This is a genomic window from Caballeronia sp. LZ033 (genome assembly GCF_031451265.1).
Lineage (GTDB): Bacteria > Pseudomonadota > Gammaproteobacteria > Burkholderiales > Burkholderiaceae > Caballeronia.
The window spans coordinates 928,281-949,159 of sequence record NZ_JARUXQ010000004.1 but is presented as its reverse complement, the minus strand read 5'-3'; the positions used below and the strand labels follow the sequence as shown (position 1 = coordinate 949,159).

Annotated in this window: 23 protein-coding genes; 14 read left to right on the top strand and 9 right to left on the bottom strand. The window is 64.5% G+C overall.

Annotation, left to right across the window (positions count from 1 at the left end; genetic code table 11):
* The first annotated feature begins 15 nt into the window (after positions 1 to 15).
* Positions 16 to 384, top strand: a complete 369-nt coding sequence (locus QCE62_RS31615; RefSeq protein WP_309926683.1) for a DOPA 4,5-dioxygenase family protein — start codon at positions 16 to 18, stop codon at positions 382 to 384.
* An 82-nt stretch (positions 385 to 466) separates the two neighbouring features.
* Here QCE62_RS31615 and phaP read toward each other — a convergent pair whose 3' ends face one another.
* A complete protein-coding gene (phaP, locus tag QCE62_RS31610) occupies positions 467 to 1,030 on the bottom strand; it encodes a TIGR01841 family phasin (RefSeq protein WP_309926681.1) in 564 nt (187 codons plus the stop codon).
* 573 nt (positions 1,031 to 1,603) lie between these two features.
* Here phaP and QCE62_RS31605 point away from each other — a divergent pair.
* Positions 1,604 to 1,906, top strand: a complete 303-nt coding sequence (locus QCE62_RS31605) for a helix-turn-helix domain-containing protein (protein WP_309927536.1) — start codon at positions 1,604 to 1,606, stop codon at positions 1,904 to 1,906.
* Between the two features lie 30 nt (positions 1,907 to 1,936).
* Here the strand turns inward: QCE62_RS31605 and QCE62_RS31600 are convergent, their stop codons facing one another.
* Entirely contained in the window at positions 1,937 to 2,878 is a 942-nt protein-coding gene (locus tag QCE62_RS31600; protein ID WP_309926679.1) for a DMT family transporter, read from the bottom strand.
* A 426-nt stretch (positions 2,879 to 3,304) separates the two neighbouring features.
* On the opposite strand from QCE62_RS31600, the gene QCE62_RS31595 reads away from it, so the two are divergent.
* The 7 genes from QCE62_RS31595 (at position 3,305) to QCE62_RS31565 (ending at position 9,758) form a co-directional block, all read left to right on the top strand.
* Positions 3,305 to 3,874, top strand: coding sequence for a fimbrial protein (locus QCE62_RS31595; RefSeq protein ID WP_309926675.1), 570 nt, complete (start codon positions 3,305 to 3,307; stop codon positions 3,872 to 3,874).
* Positions 3,875 to 3,963: 89 nt separating this feature from the next.
* Positions 3,964 to 4,713, top strand: coding sequence for a fimbria/pilus periplasmic chaperone (locus tag QCE62_RS31590; RefSeq protein WP_309926672.1), 750 nt, complete (start codon positions 3,964 to 3,966; stop codon positions 4,711 to 4,713).
* A gap of 166 nt (positions 4,714 to 4,879) precedes the next feature.
* Positions 4,880 to 7,465 carry a fimbria/pilus outer membrane usher protein gene (locus QCE62_RS31585; protein ID WP_309926670.1) on the top strand — a complete coding sequence of 862 codons (2,586 nt, stop codon included), beginning with the start codon at positions 4,880 to 4,882 and terminating at the stop codon, positions 7,463 to 7,465.
* The gene (locus QCE62_RS31580) at positions 7,462 to 8,442 is read left to right on the top strand and encodes a fimbrial protein (protein ID WP_309926666.1); all 981 of its coding nucleotides are present in this window, start codon (positions 7,462 to 7,464) and stop codon (positions 8,440 to 8,442) included. The genes QCE62_RS31585 and QCE62_RS31580 overlap by 4 nt, the downstream gene beginning before the upstream one ends.
* Before the next feature lie 74 nt (positions 8,443 to 8,516).
* Positions 8,517 to 9,113 carry a hypothetical protein gene (locus QCE62_RS31575; protein WP_309926664.1) on the top strand — a complete coding sequence of 199 codons (597 nt, stop codon included), beginning with the start codon at positions 8,517 to 8,519 and terminating at the stop codon, positions 9,111 to 9,113.
* Positions 9,103 to 9,516, top strand: a complete 414-nt coding sequence (locus QCE62_RS31570; RefSeq protein ID WP_309926662.1) for a hypothetical protein — start codon at positions 9,103 to 9,105, stop codon at positions 9,514 to 9,516. The genes QCE62_RS31575 and QCE62_RS31570 overlap by 11 nt, the downstream gene beginning before the upstream one ends.
* A 41-nt stretch (positions 9,517 to 9,557) precedes the next feature.
* The gene (locus QCE62_RS31565; RefSeq protein ID WP_309926660.1) at positions 9,558 to 9,758 is read left to right on the top strand and encodes a hypothetical protein; all 201 of its coding nucleotides are present in this window, start codon (positions 9,558 to 9,560) and stop codon (positions 9,756 to 9,758) included.
* Positions 9,759 to 9,763: 5 nt separating this feature from the next.
* Here the strand turns inward: QCE62_RS31565 and QCE62_RS31560 are convergent, their stop codons facing one another.
* Entirely contained in the window at positions 9,764 to 10,198 is a 435-nt protein-coding gene (locus QCE62_RS31560) for a hypothetical protein (RefSeq protein ID WP_309926659.1), read from the bottom strand.
* A gap of 274 nt (positions 10,199 to 10,472) precedes the next feature.
* Between QCE62_RS31560 and QCE62_RS31555 the strand changes: the two genes are divergently transcribed.
* The gene (locus tag QCE62_RS31555; protein ID WP_309926656.1) at positions 10,473 to 10,850 is read left to right on the top strand and encodes a hypothetical protein; all 378 of its coding nucleotides are present in this window, start codon (positions 10,473 to 10,475) and stop codon (positions 10,848 to 10,850) included.
* Between the two features lie 40 nt (positions 10,851 to 10,890).
* Here QCE62_RS31555 and QCE62_RS31550 read toward each other — a convergent pair whose 3' ends face one another.
* Complete coding sequence (locus QCE62_RS31550) at positions 10,891 to 11,112, bottom strand: hypothetical protein (protein ID WP_309926653.1); 222 nt, start codon at positions 11,110 to 11,112, stop codon at positions 10,891 to 10,893.
* A gap of 205 nt (positions 11,113 to 11,317) precedes the next feature.
* On the opposite strand from QCE62_RS31550, the gene QCE62_RS31545 reads away from it, so the two are divergent.
* Positions 11,318 to 11,614: a hypothetical protein gene (locus tag QCE62_RS31545; RefSeq protein ID WP_309926651.1), complete on the top strand. Its 297-nt coding sequence runs from the start codon at positions 11,318 to 11,320 to the stop codon at positions 11,612 to 11,614.
* 52 nt (positions 11,615 to 11,666) lie between these two features.
* On the opposite strand, the gene QCE62_RS31540 is transcribed toward QCE62_RS31545, so the two are convergent.
* Entirely contained in the window at positions 11,667 to 12,713 is a 1,047-nt protein-coding gene (locus QCE62_RS31540) for a trypsin-like peptidase domain-containing protein (protein WP_309926648.1), read from the bottom strand.
* Between the two features lie 54 nt (positions 12,714 to 12,767).
* Positions 12,768 to 13,652 (bottom strand): phosphorylase, encoded by an 885-nt coding sequence (locus QCE62_RS31535; RefSeq protein ID WP_309926646.1) that lies wholly within the window; start codon positions 13,650 to 13,652, stop codon positions 12,768 to 12,770.
* Between the two features lie 157 nt (positions 13,653 to 13,809).
* Here QCE62_RS31535 and QCE62_RS31530 point away from each other — a divergent pair, with 157 nt between their 5' ends.
* Positions 13,810 to 14,574, top strand: a complete 765-nt coding sequence (locus tag QCE62_RS31530; protein ID WP_309926644.1) for a ParA family protein — start codon at positions 13,810 to 13,812, stop codon at positions 14,572 to 14,574.
* Positions 14,575 to 14,752: 178 nt separating this feature from the next.
* Complete coding sequence (locus tag QCE62_RS31525) at positions 14,753 to 15,655, top strand: LysR family transcriptional regulator (RefSeq protein ID WP_309927535.1); 903 nt, start codon at positions 14,753 to 14,755, stop codon at positions 15,653 to 15,655.
* Positions 15,656 to 15,673: 18 nt separating this feature from the next.
* Here QCE62_RS31525 and QCE62_RS31520 read toward each other — a convergent pair whose 3' ends face one another.
* Both QCE62_RS31520 and QCE62_RS31515 read right to left on the bottom strand, forming a co-directional pair.
* On the bottom strand, positions 15,674 to 16,486 hold the full coding sequence (locus QCE62_RS31520; protein ID WP_309926641.1) for a mechanosensitive ion channel family protein: 813 nt from the start codon (positions 16,484 to 16,486) through the stop codon (positions 15,674 to 15,676).
* Positions 16,487 to 16,639: 153 nt separating this feature from the next.
* Entirely contained in the window at positions 16,640 to 17,170 is a 531-nt protein-coding gene (locus QCE62_RS31515) for an Lrp/AsnC family transcriptional regulator (RefSeq protein WP_309926639.1), read from the bottom strand.
* Positions 17,171 to 17,328: 158 nt separating this feature from the next.
* Here QCE62_RS31515 and mdeB point away from each other — a divergent pair, with 158 nt between their 5' ends.
* Positions 17,329 to 20,043: an alpha-ketoglutarate dehydrogenase gene (gene mdeB, locus QCE62_RS31510; RefSeq protein ID WP_309926637.1), complete on the top strand. Its 2,715-nt coding sequence runs from the start codon at positions 17,329 to 17,331 to the stop codon at positions 20,041 to 20,043.
* Here the strand turns inward: mdeB and QCE62_RS31505 are convergent.
* A complete protein-coding gene (locus QCE62_RS31505; RefSeq protein WP_309926635.1) occupies positions 20,040 to 20,690 on the bottom strand; it encodes a phosphoribosyltransferase in 651 nt (216 codons plus the stop codon). The two genes, mdeB and QCE62_RS31505, sit on opposite strands and share 4 nt — an antisense overlap.
* Positions 20,691 to 20,879: the final 189 nt, after the last annotated feature.

Genomic DNA, 20,879 nt, shown 5'->3' with positions numbered 1-20,879 from the left:
CGCAGGAATCAAACGATGGACGCGAAGCACACCCGCAGCATCACCGACTGGCACGCCCACGTCTATTTCGATGCACATACGCGCGATGCCGCCTGGCAACTGCGGCTGGTCATCGAAGCGCATTTCTCCGATCTGCTGGAAGGCGGCGCGTTGCGTCTGGGCCGTTTTCATGAGCGACCGGTCGGACCGCATCCGGTGTGGTCGTTCCAGCTCGCCTTCGGCAGCGAACTGCTCGCGCCGATGCTCGAATGGCTGACCCTCAACCACGGCGCGCTCGATGTCTTCATGCATCCCAACACCGGCAACGCGCTGGCGGATCATCGCGATGCAGCGGTGTGGATCGGGCGTTCGCATGAACTGGTGTTGAAGACGCTGGGCGGCTGAATCCCCAGGCCTGCCTCTCAGACGCAACAAAGGCGGGTCATGCCCGCCTTTGTTTGTTCTCTTGATTGCCGCTGAAAGAAGCTTACTTCTTCGCGGTAGCCGCCTTGGGCACGGCACGCACGACGGCGCCGCCGGCCACTTCCGCGTCGCTCTGCGCGGCGTCCACGACCCGCTTGGCGGCCTTCCGGGCGGCTTCGTACGCGGAGTTGGCGGATTCCGTCGCAGCGTCGATGGCGGAGCGCCACGCATTCACCACGGCTTCGCTGCCGGCGGGCGCGTGGCTCGCGAGGCTCTCGACAAACGCCTGGACGTTGCGCTGCGATTTGCCGAGCTGATCCTGCACGGCTTCGATGTAGTCGCCACGGACGCCCGCGGCGATTTCGTAGACTTGCGTCCAGTAAGCCTGCGTGCGCTGGGCGGCGTCCTGCAAATTCTGGTTATGCAGCGTGAGGAATTCCTGCGGACCGCGCGCCGAGAACGCACGGACGACGAACGCCTGCTGTTCGTCGAGCGCGGTCCTGATGGTGCGCGTGTTCAGATCGACCAGTTGTTCAAAGCCACCGACAGCCCGCGTGGCGAGGCCAAACGTGGCGTCTACTCCCGCCTTCTGCGACTCGACTACCTTTTCCGGCGCAAGACTGCTCATTCTCGACTCCAGGTGGTTTGATGCGTGATGGCGCGGGGCGCGCGATGATTGGTGCGGTGCAGCGAGCGACTCATTTTAATGAAACTGCTTCGCGTGTCAATTACGTGTTTCCGACCAGACATTAAACTAGTCCGATATTCGTCAAAATGATCGAAGGGAAATAAGCAAATGCGCTCGGACGATATATACGGTTTGATCACACATCACGTCATCAGACGTGTGCAACTGATCAATGGTTAAATTCTGAACAATATTTCAACTGCTGATAATTTATTCAGGATGGTCCGGAACGCACGCTCGTTCGGTCAAACCCTTGTCCCGCAGGACTTTGGGCGAGATGCTGGTAAACACCTAAGCCAATTATTACCGAATGCGATGTTTCCCTAGTTGACGCATTGATGTCGGAATTGAAAAAATCACGCACCGCAGCAAACGAGGGAAAGGCGTAATGCCGGGTAAGAATTTCGACGTAAATCGTGTCACCAGCCCGTCACTTCGCCTGTATAGGATTCACCCTCGCGCAAATCAGCCGGCGCTGAACGGCATATATATAAATCGAGAGACTTGAAGAAGATGGGGCAACATTCTCAAACCCTGGGCCACCTTGAACGCAGCGAAGAAGACAACACCCTGCGGCGCGCCATGGCCGCGCGTCTGGACCGGGCCATGCACAAGGCAAACATCAGTTCCGCAAAAGCCGCCAACTGGCTCGACGTGAGCGAGCACGACGTGCAGTACTGGCGTCGCGGCATCACGGTGCCGCCGCTGGCGGCGTTCAATCGCATCGCCCGCGCGCTCGACCTCGACGTGCACTGGCTGTGCACCGGCCAGAGCCGCCAGGCTCCGGTGCATGCGCAGTCTCAGGCAGTCAACTGAGCGCGCTTTCCCGCCGCATTTTCCGCGTCATCAGGCTTCCGGCGTCATCGCAGGCGCCGCCTGCCCGCGCCCGTGCAGCAGCACGGTGCCGATGCCGCTCGCCGCGATCACGCACATCCCGAACGCCATCCAGCCATCCGGCACCTGGCCGAACAGCAGCCAACTGAAGAACGCCGCGAGCGCCAGCTGGCCATAGGAAAACGGTGTGAGCACGGCCAGCGGCGCGCGCCGTAACGCCTGCAGCATCAGCAACTGGCCGACCGTCGCGAAGGTCGCCATCAAGGCCACCAGCATCCAGCTTCCGGGCCGCACGCGTGCAATCGCCGGCAGCGTCTCCGCCTGATCCATCCAGACGAGCACGCACAACACCAGCGTCGCGACGAACGCCGTGAGGAAGTTGGTGGTGATCGCGTCATCGACCCGGGAGAGGTGGCTGGAAATCACTTGGAAGCACGCGAAGGTCGTCGCCGAGCCGATCGGATAGGCGATATTCCAGTTGAACTGGCTGCCGCCCGGACGCACCACCAGCAGCATGCCGATGAAGCCGAGCACGACCATCGCCCATTTGCTGCGCGGGACATGATCCTTCAGCACGAGCGCGGCGAGCAGCGTGGAGATCAGCGGCGCCAGCATGGCGAGCGACGTGGTCACCGGCAGCGGCAGATGCCGCAGGGCCGCGAAGGTACACGCCGAATTGGTCAGCAGCAGCACGGCGCGCACGATCTGCAGCTTCACGCTGCCCGTTCGAAACAGGCCGAACGCGCCACGCCGCACCTGCCAGACGCCCAGCACGACCATCTGGAACAAGTACCGGACCCACAGGAGCGCAAGCAGCGGAACCGCCGTGCCGATCAGCTTCACTGTCGAGTCGCTGGCGGCGAAGGTCGCCGTGGTCAGGATCATGATGGCGATGCCGGCGCCGGTGTTATCGGTATCAATGCGGTAACGCGCCTTGCTCTCCAAGCTTGCCATCGAATGTCCGTGGTTGGTTTGACCGGTTGCCGCGGAACCGCGGATCGTGGAACGGGATTCTGAAGATGAACGGCCTTTCGAGCCTTGCATCATTTTCCAGTCATCGTCAGGTTGCTGCAAGAACGCAGTCATGTCGTGTGCTGTCTTGTTGCGTCACCGTCACGGACTCAAAAAATTAACTAGACGGTTCGGATACAGATGCGATGCGGTTCGATGTCTCATGATGTTTTCGTCATTTTTCAGACTTCGACTAGATCATTCCTAGTGCGCTGTCTCTACGATTCGCTGGATGTCGGATGTCATGCAACCTGTCGACCCTTAACAAAGGTGCTCGGCAAACATCTGGCGTCAGAAGCAGCGATACGGCACGCGGGCCGCGCGTCCCGATCGCACAGGAACTCACCCGTCCCAGTTGTGGAGCACACCATGCAGAAGCGCTTTTCGGTCGCAGCAGCGATCCTGTCCGGAGCGTTCATCGCTCTTTCGTCGACGATCGCACAGGCCGCCGACGGCACCATCACCATCAACGGCGTCATCACCGACACCACTTGCTCGATCAATGGCAAGGCCAGCGGCACGCAGGCCGACATCAGCGTGCTCTTGCCGACCGTGACGGCGGGCTCGCTGGCGTCGGCGGGCACGACGGCCGGCACGTCCAATCTCGGCGACATCAAGCTGACGCTGAGCGGCTGCACGGGCGCTGCGACCAAGGCAGTCGCGCGCTTCGAGAACGGCCCGACGGTGGACCAGGCAAGCGGCAATCTGGTGAACAAGGCCGTGACGACGCCGGCGACCAATGTCCAGGTCCGCCTGCTGAACGTGAACATGCAGCCGATCAACATCCTGACGAACGCGAACAACGACCTGGCCACCAACGGCGCGACGATCGCCAGCGGCGCGGCCACGCTGAACTACTTCGCGCAGTACTACGCGACCGGCAAGGCCGCGGTGGGCAACGTGACGACCTCGGCGCAGTACACGATGACCTATCAGTAACCGCGTCGCGGCAAGCAGGTTCCGGGCGCGCGCGTGGGCGCGCCCGGCATGGGTGAGTCATAGCGTGGTCATTGAAACAGGCACTCGACATGAACAGCAACAGGCGGCTGATCGCAGCGGCCGCATGCCTCGGCATCTGCTTCGCGAGCGTAGCGGGCACGGCGGGCGCGAGCGTGACGATCGGCGGCACGCGGGTCGTCTATCCGCTGGATCAGCGTGAAGTCACGGTCAAGCTGAACAACGACAGCCGCAGCCCTTCGCTGGTCCAGGTGTGGATCGACGACGGCCGGGCCGATGCCGCGCCCGACGACGTCAAGACGCCCTTCGTGATTACTCCGCCGATCTTCCGCATGGACGCGGGCAAGTCGCAGACGCTGCGGGTGATGTACGGCGGCGACGCGCTGCCGCAGGACCACGAATCGGTGTACTGGCTGAACGTGCTCGACGTTCCGCCGAAAGTGCAGCCCAAGGCCGATCAGAACACGCTGCAACTTGCCTACCGGACGCGCATCAAGGTGTTCGTGCGGCCGGTGAAGCTGCCGGGCGTGCCCGAGGATGCGCCGCGCGCGCTGACCTGGAAGATCGTGCCCGCGCCGCAGGGCGGCGGCGACGCGCTCGCCGTCTCGAACCCGACCGCCTACTACGTGTCGTTCAGCGAGATCGGGGTGGAGGCGCAAGGCAAGCACTACAAGAACGAGATGGGCGGCATGGTCGCGCCGCGGGGCACCGAAATCATCGCGGTGCCGAAGATGAGCGGGGTGCATGCCGGCAAGGTCCATTACATGGCGATCAGCGATCTCGGCAGTCCCATCGAGGGCGATGCCGACGCAGCCGATTAGTCATCCTCCGCGCTCCGGCTGAGCGCATCCCCGTCCGTCAACCGGATCGAATCCCGACACACGAGTTCGACGCGCTGCGCCGCGGGCGCGCGGCGGGCGCTCGCGTGCGCGTCGGACTTCGAGCCGACAACCATGGATTTGAAATTCGATGCAGGAGACATGCAGTGTGAAGCGAGGCACCTTGCGCCGGAAGCTTCGTTTGCACGCCCGGTGCGGCGTGTTCACGCTGACGCCGGCGACGGCGCTCGCGCTGTCGTCATTCGCGGCCGCGGCAACGAGTCCGGCGGCGGCGCCGGAGCCGGGCGTCGAGTTCGACACGACTTATCTGCGCGTCGATCCCCAGCGTGTCGATATCGCGCGTCTTGCCCGCAGCAACTATGTGTCGCCGGGCGCGTATCCGGTGGAGGTCTGGATGAACGGCAACCGCGTCCTGCGCGATACGGTGCGCTTCCTCGAGCAGGGCAAGGACGCGAGCGCCGTGCCATGCCTGACGCGCGGCATGCTGGAGCGGGCCGGCGTCGACTTCACGAAGCTGGCCGGCGCACGCGAGACGCAGGCCGACGCGTGTATCGACCTGCGCGCGCTCGTGCCCGAGGCCGCCGTCGATTTCGACTTCGGCGAGCAGAAGCTCACGCTCTCGGTGCCGCAGAAATACATGCGCAACCAGGCGCGCGGCTACGTGCCGCCCGAGCTATGGGACAAGGGCGTGAACGCGGCCTTCGTGAGCTATGGCGCGAACGTCTATCAGACCTCGAACGACGGCGCGCATTCCACCCAGAGCTATCTGGGCCTGAATGCGGGCGTGAATCTCGGCGGCTGGCATCTGCGGCATCAATCGTCGCTGACCTCATCGACCGGTCAGCCGACCCAGTTCGACGACATCGCCACCTACGCCCAGCACGACGTGCCGCGTCTCCAGGCCCAGGTGACGCTGGGCGAGAGCCAGACGACGGGCGACGTGTTCGACAGCGTCGCGTTTCGCGGCGCGCAGATCGCGACCGACGACCGCATGCTGCCGGAGTCGCTGCGCGGCTATGCGCCGGTGGTGCGCGGCATGGCTGCATCGAACGCGCGCGTGACGGTGCGCCAGAACGGCCAGGTGATCTACGAGACGAGCGTGCCGCCCGGACCGTTCGAAGTGCGCGACCTGTACCCGACGGGTTACGGCGGCAATCTGGATGTGACCGTCACGGAAGCCGACGGACGCACCAGGTCGTTCAGCGTGCCTTACGCGGCGGTGGCGCAGTCGCTGCGTCCAGGCACCACGCGCTTCGCGTTCACCGCGGGCCAGTTGCGCGACGACTCGCTGCATTCGCGGCCCACCTTCACGCAGTTCACGCTGCAGCGCGGCCTGACGAATCTCGTCACGGCGTATGGCGGCGCGATTGCGGCGAGCGGCTATATGGCGGCGAACCTCGGCGTCGCGTTGAACACGACGTTGGGCGCGTTCGCCGCCGACGTGACCGCCGCGCGCACGGACATTCCCGGCTCCGGGACGATGAGCGGGCAGAGCATGCACATTGCCTACAGCAAGCTGATCGACTACTCGAACACCAACTTCACGCTCGGTGCGTACCGCTATTCGAGTTCGGGCTATCTGGGGTTCGCCGACGCAGCCCGCGCACGCGACTACGCGATGAACGGCGGCGCCGTGAGCGACCGTCAGCGCGGGCGTCTGCAATTGACGGTCAATCAGCCTCTGAAGAACTACGGCACGGTCTTCGGCACGCTGACCTCGCAGAACTACTGGAATCGTTCGGGACACGACACCTTCTATCAGCTCGGCTACTCGAACAGCTTTCGCTACGGCAGCTACAGCGTGACGGCGGGCCGCACGATTTCGGCGGACGGCGAGGCTTCGGATGAAATCATGGTGAGCGTGACGTTGCCGCTCGGACGCTCGCCACATGCGCCGCTAATGAGCGTCAACCTGAACACCGGCGACGACGTCACGAGTCTCCAGGAAAGCGTGAGCGGCTCGGCGGGCGAGGGCAACGAGATGTCCTACAACCTCTACGCCGCGCAGACACGCGCGAATGGCTCGAGCATCAGCGGCAACGGCGGCGCGAGCGGCGTCTATCGCGCGCCGTATGCGCAGATCACGGCCTCCGCCAGCGGCAGCGCGCACACGTCGCAGTTGTCGGCGGGCGTGAGCGGCTCGATCGTCGCGCATCCGGGCGGCGTGACCTTGTCGCAGACGGTCGGCGAGACCTTCGGGATCGTCGAGGCGCACGGCGCAGAAGGCGCGACGGTGGCGGGCACGTCGGGCACGAAGATCGACGGACGCGGCTATGCGATCGTGCCGTTCCTGACGCCGTACGACATGAACACCATCGACATCGATCCGAAGGGCACGTCGCCGGATGTGGAATTCAAATCGACTTCGGATCAGGCTGCGCCGCATCTCGGCTCCATCGTGATGCTCAAGTACCGCACGATGACGGGCCGCGCGGTGCTGATCCGCGCGCCGCGCATCGACGGCGAGTCGCTGCCGTTCGGCGCGGAAGTATCGGACGGCAAGGGGCAGGTGGTGGGCGTCGTGGCGCAGGACAGCCGCATTTTCGCGCGGGGTGTCGAGGATCAGGGGAGCCTTGTGGTGAGGTGGGGCGAGCAGGCGTCCGAGCAATGCATCGTGAGCTATGCGCTGCCGGCGCGGACGACGCAGAAGAACGCGCTGTATGCGTCGGTGGAGACGCATTGCGTGGATGCGCCTGTGGCGGTGAGCACGGGAACGGATCAGGTGAGCAAATGAAGGATGTGGGAATGGCCCGCGTTCGGTCGAACTGTTTGGCTGGCTTGCTGGCGATCATGTTGCCGATGTTGCACGCGGAAGCCGGGACGCTTACTTATCCCAGCCATGGGATACAGGTACTGAATGTCCCCGCGAGCCTCTCGGTTGGTCGGGACATCCCTGTTGGAACCACGCTGTGGCAGCAGATGAACAACGCAGGTGTCGCGACCAACGATGTGACCTGCCTGGTCCAGAAAGATGTCACGGTAACCGGAACACTCGTGCCAGGCTATACGAACATCTATCAGTCAGGGGTGCAGGGCATTGGCGTACGCTTCTACGTAACCAGTAATTTCTTGGGACAACTCGTGGCGGTGCCGGTGTCCCAATCATTCACGAGTCCTCCCAACAGCTCGATGGAGTACGACGTCCGCGCGGACTACATCGTGACCGGGCCCATCAAGAGCGGGACCACGCTGAACCTGCCCTCCATGCAGATTACGTTTTCCGGCAGCTGTTTCAACACGGTGACCGCCACACAGACGCTGACCGGAAACACGGCCGTAACCGGCAACACCTGCAGCGTCACGACGCCCACGCTGACTTTCCAACTGCCGCGCGCGTTTTCGAAAGACCTCGCGAGCGCCGGGGCGACAACCGGCGACACGGTCGTCCCGCTCGATCTCAATTGCCCGGCGGGCGTCAAGGTCGGCATCACGATCACCGATGCCGTGAATCCCGCGAATCGTTCGTCCACCTTGAGTCTTGCGGCGAATTCTTCGGCGGCGGGCGTCGGCGTGCAGATCCTGAACGGAACAACGGCCGTGTCCTTCGGTCCGGATTCGGCTGCGGCGGGGACGGTCAATCAATGGATTGCGGGGACATCGGCGGGCGGTGCGATGCGCATTCCGCTCACGGCGCGCTATGTCCGCACTTCGAGCACGCTGGTGCCGGGCAGCGTCAACGGCAAGGCCACTTTCACGATGTCGTATCAATGATCCGTTCGAGACATGCAAAGCGTGCAAGGACGTTTCTCCTCATCGCGCTCGCAAGGCGTCTGTGCGCGTCCTGTATGAAGCGCAATCGCAACACGTTCGGTCTGCACGCATTGCTCCTTCCCGCCTGGCAGGCCATCGCGGGCACGCTCACGTTCCCGAACGGGGGCAGCATGCCCTTGCTGAGCTTTCCCGCAAACGTGTCGATCGGACGCGATACCGCAGTCGGCACCAATCTGGCGAGCGTGAGCGGCAATGCGGGCATTGCCACGAGCGGCGTCGACTGCACGATCCAGAAGGACGTCACGGTTAATGGAACGCTCGTGCCCGGTTACACGAACGCGTATCAAAGCGGCGTGCCGGGCCTCGGCGTGCGCTTCTACATCACGAGCAACTTCTCCGGCGGCCTGGCGGAGGCGCCGCTGTCGCAGTCGTTCTCGCGGCCCGATGGCCGCGCCGTTCACGACACCAAGGCCGAGCTCGTAGTCACCGGCCCCCGTCAGCAGCGGCGTCACGAGCAACTTGCCGAGCATGAAGATCAATTTCTCGGGCAGTTGTTTCGCGACGGTCACGGCCACCCAGACCTTGACCGGCTCGACGACGGTCAGCGGCAACCCCTGCCGGCTGCTGACGCTCGCGCTGTACTTCCCGCTGCCCAACGCATTGACGACTGACCTGTGGAGCGAAGGCGACAGCACCGGCGACACGCTGGTCCCGATGGGACCGGACTGCCAGCCGGGCATCAAGGTCTGCATCACGATGACCGACGCCGTCGACCCGGGAAACCGCTCCACCGATATGGCGCTCGCGCCGGGTTCGACGGCAGCGGGCGTGAGCATCGAGATCCTGAACGGCGCGGATCCGATTGCGTTCGGACCGGATTCGCAGGCGGCGGGCACGCTGAATCAGTGGTCGGCGGGGCACGTCGGCGCGCTACGTGCGCACGGCCGGCGCGCTGGTGCCCGGCAGCGTTCGCGCCAGGGCGACCTTCACCCTGTCGTACCAGTAGCGAACGCACCGGTCTTTGCGGGACATTGTTTCACGCTTGCTCCTTGCCATCATCGTCCGGGCGCCTAAACTTAAAGTAGTTTCTGAACATTATCGAGATGGAGACGTCGATGAGAACCAGACCGCGTGAAGTCGTGCGAATGCTCGCCACGCTCAGGCATTCCGCTCATTGCAGACGGTTGCGGGCGGCATCGGCCGCGCAGGCCGCCCGTGATCTCGCGAACGAGGCGGCATCGGCGGACGCGCCCGAAGACGACGACCAGGCCGATGCCGCCACGGATACCGAAGGACCCCGGTCAGGCATCCATTGATGGGTTCAGACGCGGGCGGCGTTCCGGTACGGTGAAAAGCGCCAGTGTCCGCTGGCGTCCTTCACGGCAATCGCGCCATGTTCGTGCATCAATTCGCCAATGGCCGCGGGTTTGATATCGCCGGTGATGCGAATCACGAGCAGCGTGCGCTGCAGCAGAGCGGCATCGGCTTCCGTCGGCGGCGAAGCCGCGGGCTTCGGCAAGGGCTCGTCAGGCACAAAGCGATTGCGCGCGATCACGCCTTGATGCTCGCCGTGTGCAACATATTCGGCTTCGTCTTCGTCGTGCGCGGGTTGCCATGGCATATCGATATCGACTTCGCCGCGGCGTGCCTGGTAAAGATGAGCGTCGTCGCGTCGCAAGCCCGCAAGCTGCAATGCGCGAAGCGCCTCGTGTCCGTCGCGATAGGAGCCGAACACACCTACTATGACCTGATTCATCGTCGCCCCCTCTGTGGAATCGTCTTTACGCGATCCAAGCCTCGGATGTTGTTGCGCGTTGCTCGAGTTACTCAATCCGGGTAAGCAATCAGCGCTGGTGTAATCCTCATATGATCCGCAGCAACGCCCGTTCCCGCATGACAGGTCTGAAAGGTGTCGGCAGTGAAGGGGCCGCGCGCTTTCACCGGGTTGCGACCCCACGGCCGATACCCTAAAGTGACAATGCTTCCTGCCAACATGGCGCGTCTGCCGACGCGTTTTCCGCGAGGTCCGAATGATTGCGAAAGCCTGCGCATTGACGATCTTGCTGGTGGTGGCGCGTGCGGCATCGGCGGCGCCGTGCTACAGCGATGGCGATGTCGTGACGCTCGAAGGCACCGCCACGCGGCAGGCGCCGCATGAGGCGGCAGGATCGGCCAAGCCCGCATGGGTGCTGTCGCTGGCAAGTCCGGTATGCGTCCTGAGTGCAGGCGCGGGACAGAATGCCCGACAGCAATCGAATGTATCGGCGGTGCAGATCATCGACGCCACGCCTACCGAGAACGCCCGCATCCAGTTGACGGGCAAGCTCGTCACCGGCAATGTCAGCGGCTACTACGCGGTGCCTACCGCGATCTGGGTGCTCAAGGAGCGCGTGCTGTCGAATCAGTGATGACAGCGCGCTGCATCACCGCATGACGCATGTCGTTGCTTCAGGCGGCTTTCGCATGCGCATGGAAGCGCCAGAAGGCCTCGACCACCACATGCAGCGGCTGTTGATCGAGCCTGCGCTCCTCGGCGAAGCGCATGATGGCGTCCAGCTGCTGGCCTGTGCAACGGAAAGCTGCGCGTCGCGGCGCAGCCTGATTTTTCTTGTACGTGTTCATGGCAATCCTTTTTCCAGGACCTTCCCCCGACAGGGCAGGATCGTTCAACGGGGCGACCCGTGAGCGCGCTGCCTTCTGCCTTCGCATTGAACCGTAGCGGCGGCGCGCCTACCGGCTGTTGCCGCACATAGCCGCCAGGATGTGTTCGTTAGCGCAATGAGCGGGCCTGACCCGTCCGCGTAATTCCTTTCGGATTGGAATAAATCTTTCGGGTCGTGCGTTCAGCAAGAGGGAAACGCGGAGGACACACGCCGTGAGCGCCGATCACTACGCGCACGAGGAACTCGTGCATATCGGGCGAATGATTGCCGAGCTGGCGCGCGTCGCGACCAGCGGGCGCCGTGCGCCGGCGCACCATGCGGTGCTGCGGCCGGAATACTGGCGGCGGCGTATCGATGCCTTGATCGACGCCACCGCCAACGAGCCCTTGCGGCGCGATGCCGCCGCATTGCGCGAGCGCCTGGCGAAAGTCTTCGCTGTTTCGACAAGACCGGTCACCGGGGACGGGGCTCAAGCCGCGCGTGAGACCAGCCGGGGAAGAATGAAGTGAACAGGCGTACGGCGGCGCGTGCCGTCGTACGCTGCCTATGCGGCTCGAGCCATCAAACGGTCTGCTCGACCGGCGTGAGATCGATCTCGACCTTCTGCGTGCCGCGCAGCACGGCCACCTTCACGGGCTTGTCGATGCGCGACGCATCCAGCGTGCGTTGCAGGCCGTCGACGCTGTCCACGGCGACTCCATCCACTTCGACGATGCGATCGCCCGTCCGCAATCCGCCGATCGCAGCCGGGCTGCCCTTGACGATTTCCATCACATGCACGCCGCTCGCCGACGCCAGCCCGAAGTATCGCTGCACGCGCCGCGAGATGGGCGTGGTCGTGCCCGCCACGCCGATATACGCGCGCCGCACGCGCCCGTGCGTGAAGATCTGCATGATGACCCACTTGGCCGAATCGATCGCCGTGGCGAAGGAAATGGCCTGCGCGCCGGAGATGATCGCCGTATTGACGCCGATCACCTGTCCCGCCGAATTGATGAGCGGTCCGCCTGAATTGCCCGGATTGAGCGCGGCGTCGGTCTGGATCACGTCGTGAATCAGGCGGCCCGAGGTGGAGCGCAACGAGCGCCCGAGCGCGGACACGACACCGGTGGTGACCGTCTGCGCGAGGCCCAGCGGATTGCCCACGGCAATGGCGATCTGCCCGACGCGCAAGCTGCCCGATTCGCCCAGTTGCACATGCGGCAGCGGCTCGGGCGAACCGATGCGCAGCACCGCGAGATCGCTGGCGGGATCGTCGCCGACGAGATCGGCGTCGAAGCGCGTGCCGTCGGCGAGCGTGACGGCGAGTTGCGTGGCGCCGTGTACGACGTGGCTATTGGTCAGCAGATAACCGTCCGGCGTGAAGATGAAACCCGATCCCGTGCCGCCCGCCTGACGGCGCGACCCGCGCGCGTCGGCAAGTTCACGCTCCACCGAGATGAACACAACAGCTTGCTGCACGCGTTCGAGTGCGCCGATCACCGTGCGCGAATAGGCGTCGAGCAGGGCGGTGTCGTCAAGCGGCGCGGCGTGTGTGGATGACGCTGACGACGCGGCGGCGTGCGGCGCGCGCCCGAGGTCATCGATGAATTGTGGCCGGCTTCCCATGTTGGCATGACTCCAGATGTCTGGATGCGGACATGCGGGGCACGCCGGCCGATTTCAAGAGATAGTTGCGTTCGCAAGTAATTGCATCGGACCGAGTGTTTCGACGATGCGCCGCTGGGCGTCGTCGCGTACGAACAGCGAGCCCGCGAAGCCGAGCGCGTTCACCGCCACGCCTTGCACGTCGGGCACGCTGCGCGGCACGGCCAGCATCCAGCGGCGCGTGACCAGCAGGTTGTATGGCGCACTCTGCCGCGCGACGCCTGCAATTTCGACCCGCTCGACGCCGATGGCCTTCAGCAATTGCAGATACACGGTGTGGGCGCGGACGGGATCGTCGTCGGCGAGCCAGGCGGCCGCGTGCCTGAACGCAAGCTGCGGCGCTTGAAAAAGCGCGTCCGTGCGCGCGGCTTCGATGCACGGCTCGATGGGCAGGACGTGGCCGTCGAGCGGCAGCGGCACCAGTTGCAGATGCTTGTGCGGCTGGCTCGAACCGGCGATCGTGCCGCCGTTGTAGAAGCCCAGCGCCTCGACGCGCGCGAGACACGCGAACAAGGCGGCGAAATCGCTTTCGTCGATCAGCGACTCCTGCGTCTCGAAGTCGTTCGTCACGATGAGCAGATGATGCGCGAGCACGTTGAACTTGTTGAGCAACAGGAAGTGCCGCGCGCCGATATCGCCGACACGCAGCGCCGCCTCGCACGGCGAGAACGGATCGCGCCATGCACTGGCCGATCGGGCCGCGAGCGTCGCTGCTTCCTCCTTGCGTCGAAGATTCGCTGCCTGCCGGATCAGGAAGCGCACGCCGCCGTCGTCGATCACGCTCTGCGTGGTGTCGAAGGAGCGCAGTGCGCCGCACGCAAGCGCGCGTTCTGTCTGCGTGACAACGTCCTGCCATGAAGGGGCGTCAGGATGCACCAGGTTGCGTGGGTAGGCGGGCATGCGAAACATCGTCGCACAGGCGCGCGCGGCGTGCAGCGTCGAAGAGCGGTCATTTTGATGCGCTAAGATTTGCCACCGGGCACCGGTCGACCCCGTGAAAAGCCACCGAAAGCAACATGAACAAACGACCGTTCACAAACCGAGGAAGAATAAGCCGATGCGCCGAGTGGTCTTCAATCAAAAGGGTGGGGTGGGCAAGTCCACCATCGTCTGCAATCTGGCGGCCATCAGCGCGTCGCGCGGCCTGCGCACGCTCGTCATCGATCTCGATCCGCAAGGCAACGCCAGCCAGTATCTGCTCGGCGCACAGGCCGCCGAGGCCCAGCCGAATCTCGCGAGCTTCTTCGAGTCCGCGCTGAGCTACAGCTTTCGCGAACCCGCCTTCGAGTCCTTCATTCACCAGACGCCGTTCGAGCATCTCGACATCGTGCCGTCGCACCCGAATCTCGAAGCGCTGCAAGGCAAGCTCGAATCGCGCTACAAGATCTACAAGCTGCGTGACGCGCTCAGGAATCTCGAACACTACGACGCCGTGTACATCGACACGCCGCCCGCGCTCAATTTCTTCACGCGTTCCGCGCTGATCGCGGTGGAGCGCTGCCTGATTCCCTTCGATTGCGACGACTTCTCGCGTCGCGCGCTCTATTCGGTGCTCGATAACGTGCAGGAGATCCGTCACGATCACAACCCGGACCTGAGCGTGGAAGGCATCGTCATCAACCAGTTCCAGCCGCGCGCGAGCCTGCCGCAGCAACTCGTCGATGAACTGCGTGGCGAGGACCTGCCGGTGCTCAACTCACATCTGTCCTCGTCGGTGAAGATTCGCGAGAGCCATCAGCACGCGCGGCCGATGATCTACCTCGAACCGCGTCACAAGCTCGCGCAGGAATATGTGGCCCTGCATGAGGAACTGAACGGCTGAAGCGCCGCCGTCGGTCATGACGGCGCCGGGGAATAAAAGCCGTGCGTGCACGTTCATGCAGAGAACAGGGCGCAATCGTTGCGCCCCTTCTTCTCGCTGGATCACGCACATGACTCAGGTTCCCGCCGCGGCCGCATCCGTCACGCACGGTTCTCTTTCCACCGAAAGCCTGTCCGGCATGGTGGCTTTCGTGCGGGCGGCCGAAACCGGCAGCTTCGTGGCGGCGGGCCGCGCGCTGGGGCTGTCGGCGTCGGCGGTGGGCAAGAGCGTGATGCGGCTGGAGGCGAAGCTCGGCGTGCAACTGCTGAACCGCACGACACGGCGCATCGGCCTCACGCACGAAGGCGCCCGCTTCTTCGCGCGCTGCAAGCACATGCTTGCCGATCTCGAAGACGCCGAGAACGAGTTGTTCCATTCCACTTCCTCGCCGCGCGGACGCCTGCGCATCAGCGCGCCGTCGCTCGGCGGCCGGCTGTTGTTGCCGCTCGTGCCGGAGTTCAGGCGGCGTTATCCGGACATCGAACTGGAGATCGACTTCAGCGACCGTCTGGTCGACGTCACGCAGGAAGGCTATGACGCGGTCATCCGCACCGGGCGTCTCGCCGATTCGCAATTGCTCGCGCGTCCGCTCGCGCAATATGGCCCGGTGATCGTGGCGGCGCCGGCTTATCTTGCGGCACGCGGCGATCCGGCGACACCCGAGGAACTCGCGAGCCACGCCTGCATCCGTTTCCGCTCGCCGGCAAGCGGCCGGCCCGAGCCGTGGCGCTTCGCCCGCGGCGATCACAGCTATGCGCTCGATCCTCACGCCATCCTCGCCTTCAACGACATGGAAGCGGTGCTGGCCGCCTGCGTCGCGGGGCTCGGTCTCGCCTGCGTGCCGGATTTCGTCGCGAAGCATGCGCTGGAGGCGGGTCTGTTGCGGACGGTGCTCGGCGCGCACGTGAGCACGGAGGGGACGTTCCAGATCGTGTGGCCGCAGAGCCGTCATGAAGCGCCGCGGCTGCGTGCCTTCATCGATCACGTTGCGGCGCGCCTCGGGGGCTTGCCGTCGCACGACGCGCGCGTCCGTGCGGCTTGAGCAACGGACGCGGCGCGTCTAGCTGATGACGCGCCGTGCGAGCGGCGTTTCCGGCGTCGGATAGCCGGCTTGCTTGAAGGTCTCGATGATTGCGCGATTGGTGTCGAAGTAGACCTGCCAGTAATCGCTCGTGTTGGTGTAAGGGCGCACGCACAGCAACGGGCCTTCGGGCGTGAACGACAGCACTTCGACGTCCGGCGGCGGCGTCGTCGCGACGTTCGGAATCCGGGCGATGGCTTCCTTCAGCCGCGCAATGGCGTCGAGCGGATCGACGCCGTTCGCGATCTTCGCCGTCAGCTCCACGCGGCGGTGCGGCAGCAGGCTGAAGTTCCAGATCGTGTCGGAGAAGATCTTGTTGTTGCCGATGATGGCCGCGACGTTGTCGGGCGTCGTGATGGTGGTGCCGAACAGCCCGAGTTCGGTGACGGTGCCGGTGACGCCGCCCGCCGTCACGAAATCGCCGACCTTGAAGGGCCGCAGCACCTGCATGAAGATGCCGGCGGCGAAGTGCGCGAGCAGCCCGCCCCACGCCGTGCCGATGGCGAGACCCAGGCCCGCGAGCAGCGCCGCGAAAGAGGTGGTCTGGACGCCGAAGATCTGCAGGATCGCGAGGACCAGCAGCAGGTTGAGAATGACGCCGACGATGGAGCCGAGGTAATGGGCGAGCGTCGGATCGACGCGGCCGTTGCGCGCCAGCAGCTTGCGCATGCCGCCGGTGACGAGACTGATGAGCCAGCGTCCGATGATCCACAGCGCGATGGCGCCGACGACCATGATCGCCAGATCGACGCCACGCGTCATGATGAAAACACGTACCGTCTCGAGGTTCATTTTGTTGTTCTCGCGTGGCGCTTCGTGGTAGGAACGCGGATTCGCGGGTGGCAGGCCGCGTGGCACACGAGTTATAGATGACACTCCGAGTCATGGCAAGAGTTACTCTTGCTGTTGATTTGATCGGAAGAATTGACCTTTTTGGCGAAACAATCAAGTCCATTCCGTTTCGGCGGCATCCGGATCGCGCAGGGTCATACCAGAGGCGGGCAAGGGCAGCGCCGTCTTGTAGCGCACCTGTTTCAGCGCAAAGCTGGAGCGGATGTTCGACACGCCCGGCAGCGTGGTCAGGCGCTCCAGGATGAAGCGCTCCAGCGCGGCGATGTCCGGCAGCACCACGCGCAGCAGATAGTCCGCGTCGCCCGTCATCAGATAGCACTCCATCACCTCGGGACGTTCGCTGATCGCGTGCTCGAAGTGCGCCAGTGCGTCCTTGACCTGCTTCTCCAGGCTCACCTGGATGAACACGTTGATCGACAGGCCGAGTGCCTCCGGATCGAGCAGCGTGACGTGCTGGCGGAACAGGCCGGCCTTCTCCAGCGCGCGCACGCGGTTGAAGCAGGGCGTAGCCGAGAGATTCACCGCCCGCGCCAGCTCGGCATTGGTGATGCGCGCGTTGTGCTGCAACTGGTTGAGGATGCCGATGTCGATGCGGTCGAGGCGTTGCCGGGTCGTCGTGCTCATGGTCGAGAAATTCCGGTTTCGGGCGGTTTGAAAGAATAAATACACTATCGCAAAGCGCAGAAACAGCCAAATGAGACGCACATTTTGCGCAAGCATGGATATGCTTGTGTGATCCATCAGTCACCATCAGCCACCATCAGCCAGCGCGCGGAGTCGCCATGACCGATTTGTCGAGCGGAACCACCCAGCTTCTTTCCATCGCGAAAGGCCGCGAGGACGTCGATCCCGCGGAAACCGCCGAATGGCTGGAGGCGCTCGACGCCGTCGTGGAGCACGTAGGCCGGGAGCGCGCGCAGTATCTGTTCGACCGGCTTGCGGAACACGCGCTGTCCGTCGGCGTGGAATCGGCGCGAGCGCGCGCGACGCCTTACACCAACACCATTCCCGTCGCGCAGCAGCCGCCGTATCCGGGCAAGCTCGACGTCGAAGAGCGGCTCGCCGCCGTGCTGCGCTGGAACGCGCTCGCGATGGTCGTGCGCGCGAACCGCGCCTATGGCGAGCTGGGCGGTCATATCGCCAGCTATGCCTCGGCGGCGGATCTGTTCGAAGTGGGCTTCAATCACTTCTTCCGCGCGGCCGGCGCGAATCATGGCGGCGACCTCGTGTACTTCCAGCCGCATTCGTCGCCGGGCGTGTATGCGCGCGCCTTTCTCGAAGGCTTCCTCGACGAGCAACACCTGAAGCACTATCGGCGCGAGATCGCGGGACCGGGACTCTGCTCCTATCCGCATCCGTGGCTGATGCCCGACTTCTGGCAGTTCCCGACCGGTTCCATGGGCATCGGGCCGATCAACTCGATCTACCAGGCCAGGTTCATGCGTTATCTGCAGAACCGCAACCTGCAGGTCACCGAAGGCCGCAAGGTGTGGGGCTTCTTCGGCGACGGCGAGATGGACGAGCCGGAATCGATCGGCGCGCTGTCGCTCGCGGCGCGCGAGCAGCTGGACAACCTGGTGTTTGTCATCAACTGCAACCTGCAGCGGCTCGACGGTCCCGTGCGCAGCAACGGCCGGATCGTCGATGAACTCGAAGCGCAGTTCACCGGCGCGGGCTGGAACGTCATCAAGGTGCTGTGGGGCTCGGACTGGGACGGGCTGTTCGCGCGCGACCGCAACAACGCGTTGCTGCGCGCCTTTGCGCATACCGTCGACGGCCAGTTCCAGACCTTCTCGGCCAACGACGGCCGCTACAACCGCGAACGCTTCTTCGGCCAGAACGCGGAACTGGCGGCGCTGGCCGCGCATCTGTCGGACGAGGACATCGACCGTCTGCGCCGCGGCGGCCACGACGTGCGCAAGCTGCACGCGGCGTACGCGAAGGCGCTCGCGCACAAGGGCCAACCGACCGTGATCCTCGCCAAGACCATGAAGGGTTTCGGCATGGGCACGGTGGGACAGGGCCGCATGACGACGCATCAGCAGAAGAAGCTCGATCTCGACGACCTCAAGGCGTTTCGCGATCGTTTCCGCCTGCCGCTCTCGGATGAAGACGTCGAGCAGGTGAAGTTCTACAAACCGGCCGACGACGCCCCGGAGATGCGCTATCTGCACGAGCGGCGTGCGGCGCTGGGCGGCTATCTGCCGCGCCGCCGGGCGAAGGCGACACAGGGCGTCACGCCGCCCGCGCTCGCCAGTTGGGGACAATTCGCGCTGACTGCCGCCGGCAAGGAAATGTCCACGACGATGGCCTTCGTGCGGATGCTTGGCAGCCTGCTGAAAGATCCGACGCTCGGACCGCGCGTGGTGCCGGTGGTCGCCGACGAGGCCCGCACCTTCGGCATGGCGAACCTCTTCAGGCAGGTGGGCATCTATTCGCCGCTCGGCCAGTTGTACGAGCCGGAGGACATGGGCTCGATGCTCTATTACCGCGAGGACACGCGCGGCCAGATTCTCGAAGAAGGCATTTCGGAGGCGGGCGCGGTGTCGTCGTGGATCGCGGCGGCGACGTCCTACAGCGTGCACGACCTGCCGATGCTGCCGTTCTACATCTACTACTCGATGTTCGGCTTCCAGCGCATCGGCGACCTGATTTTTGCGGCGGCGGACCAGCGTTCGCGCGGCTTCCTGATCGGCGCGACGGCAGGGCGCACGACGCTCGGCGGCGAGGGTTTGCAGCATCAGGACGGCACGAGCCATCTGAGCGCATCGACGATCCCGAATTGCCGCGCCTACGATCCCGCGTTCGCGTACGAAGTGGCGGCCATCGTCGATGAAGGCATGCAGGAGATGATGGAGCGTCAGAACGACGTGTTCTATTACGTCACGGTGACCAACGAGAACTATGCCCAGCCTTCCGCGCCGGGCGGCACGCTGAGCGATGCCACGCGCGACGGCATCCTGTGCGGCATGCATCGGCTCGGCGACGCTGCGGAGAGCGCGGCGCAGGTGCAGTTGCTGGGATCAGGCGCGATCCTGAATGAAACGCTCGCGGCGCGCACGATGCTCGCGGAAGACTGGAACATCGACGCCGCCGTGTGGAGCGTGACGAGCTACACCGAGCTGCATCGCGACGGCGCGGCCTGCGAACGTCTCGCGCGCCTGAGCGACGATGACGCCCCCGAGCCGTTCGTCACGCGCGCGCTGCAAGGCACGCACGGACCGGTGATCGCGGCGACGGACTATGTGCGCGCGCTGCCCGAACTCATTCGCGCCAGCGTGCCGCGCCGCTATGTGACGCTGGGTGCCGACGGCTTCGGCCGCAGCGATACGCGGCAGGCGCTGCGTGCGTTCTTCGAGGTGGACCGCGTGTCGATCGTGCTGGCCGCGTTGAAGGCGCTCGTGGATGACGGCGTGATCGAGCGCTCTGTGCTGAAGGAGGCGCGCTCGCGTTACGGCCGCAGCAACGAGGAATCCGGCGCACCCTGGACGCGCTAGGCGTCGCGCCGCGCGGCGTCGAGCAGGTCGCGGACTTCGTCGTCGCTGGTCTGGTCGAAATCGGCGTAGAACTGGCCTACGCCGAAGAAGGCACGCGGCCGAAGGACGCACACGAACTCGTCCACGACGTGTTCCACGCGCGCATCCGAATCGAGCGGCGCGACCGGCAGCGCCGCAACGATCCTCGCGGGATGCGCGTGCCGCAGCGACATTGCGGCGGCCTTGAGCGTCGCGCCGGTTGCCATGCCGTCGTCGACGAGAATCGCCACGCGGCCGCTCACGTCGAGCGGCGGACGCGCTCCCCGATACAGCCGGTCGCGCCGTAGCAGCTCCGCACGTTCCCCGGCGATTACGCGTTCGAGTTGATCCTTCGACACGCCTGCGTAATCCACGATGCTCCGGTCCAGAAAGAACGCTTCTCCCGAGGCGATCGCGCCCATGGCGAGTTCGGGCTGCGCCGGGACGCCGAGCTTGCGGACGACGAGGATGTCGAGCGGCGCGTCGAGCGCGCGGGCCACTTCGAACGCAACAGGGACGCCGCCGCGCGGCAGCGCGAGGACGATGACGTCTTCACGATGGGCGTAGTGACCGAGATGAGTCGCGAGGTCGCGGCCTGCGTGCCTTCGGTTGTCGAATGTGGAGTCCATGCCGGATGCCTCCCGAACGTTGCCGCGCGGTTTCAGGATACTCGCGGGTCAAGTCAGGGGGACGCCTTGTTGCAACGCTTGCAATGTCCCTTCATCAGCCTTCACGATGAAAACTAAAGCACGAAATCGGTGCGTTTCATGCGACATGAAAGAGCATTGCACCAAGTTCGATAACACCCGTTGATCGTT

Excerpts from the sequence above, each read along its gene's own strand:
- QCE62_RS31505 (WP_309926635.1), bottom strand. The coding sequence starts at position 20,690 with ATGGACTCCACATTCGACAACCGAAGGCACGCAGGCCGCGACCTCGCG.
- QCE62_RS31615 (WP_309926683.1), top strand. The coding sequence starts at position 16 with ATGGACGCGAAGCACACCCGCAGCATCACCGACTGGCACGCCCACGTC.
- QCE62_RS31565 (WP_309926660.1), top strand. The coding sequence starts at position 9,558 with ATGAGAACCAGACCGCGTGAAGTCGTGCGAATGCTCGCCACGCTCAGG.
- QCE62_RS31590 (WP_309926672.1), top strand. The coding sequence starts at position 3,964 with ATGAACAGCAACAGGCGGCTGATCGCAGCGGCCGCATGCCTCGGCATC.
- QCE62_RS31575 (WP_309926664.1), top strand. The coding sequence starts at position 8,517 with ATGAAGCGCAATCGCAACACGTTCGGTCTGCACGCATTGCTCCTTCCC.
- QCE62_RS31520 (WP_309926641.1), bottom strand. The coding sequence starts at position 16,486 with ATGAACCTCGAGACGGTACGTGTTTTCATCATGACGCGTGGCGTCGAT.
- phaP (WP_309926681.1), bottom strand. The coding sequence starts at position 1,030 with ATGAGCAGTCTTGCGCCGGAAAAGGTAGTCGAGTCGCAGAAGGCGGGA.
- QCE62_RS31555 (WP_309926656.1), top strand. The coding sequence starts at position 10,473 with ATGATTGCGAAAGCCTGCGCATTGACGATCTTGCTGGTGGTGGCGCGT.
- QCE62_RS31535 (WP_309926646.1), bottom strand. The coding sequence starts at position 13,652 with ATGCCCGCCTACCCACGCAACCTGGTGCATCCTGACGCCCCTTCATGG.
- QCE62_RS31580 (WP_309926666.1), top strand. The coding sequence starts at position 7,462 with ATGAAGGATGTGGGAATGGCCCGCGTTCGGTCGAACTGTTTGGCTGGC.
- QCE62_RS31525 (WP_309927535.1), top strand. The coding sequence starts at position 14,753 with ATGGTGGCTTTCGTGCGGGCGGCCGAAACCGGCAGCTTCGTGGCGGCG.
- QCE62_RS31560 (WP_309926659.1), bottom strand. The coding sequence starts at position 10,198 with ATGAATCAGGTCATAGTAGGTGTGTTCGGCTCCTATCGCGACGGACAC.
- QCE62_RS31540 (WP_309926648.1), bottom strand. The coding sequence starts at position 12,713 with ATGGGAAGCCGGCCACAATTCATCGATGACCTCGGGCGCGCGCCGCAC.
- QCE62_RS31595 (WP_309926675.1), top strand. The coding sequence starts at position 3,305 with ATGCAGAAGCGCTTTTCGGTCGCAGCAGCGATCCTGTCCGGAGCGTTC.
- QCE62_RS31605 (WP_309927536.1), top strand. The coding sequence starts at position 1,604 with ATGGGGCAACATTCTCAAACCCTGGGCCACCTTGAACGCAGCGAAGAA.
- QCE62_RS31515 (WP_309926639.1), bottom strand. The coding sequence starts at position 17,170 with ATGAGCACGACGACCCGGCAACGCCTCGACCGCATCGACATCGGCATC.
- QCE62_RS31530 (WP_309926644.1), top strand. The coding sequence starts at position 13,810 with ATGCGCCGAGTGGTCTTCAATCAAAAGGGTGGGGTGGGCAAGTCCACC.
- mdeB (WP_309926637.1), top strand. The coding sequence starts at position 17,329 with ATGACCGATTTGTCGAGCGGAACCACCCAGCTTCTTTCCATCGCGAAA.
- QCE62_RS31600 (WP_309926679.1), bottom strand. The coding sequence starts at position 2,878 with ATGGCAAGCTTGGAGAGCAAGGCGCGTTACCGCATTGATACCGATAAC.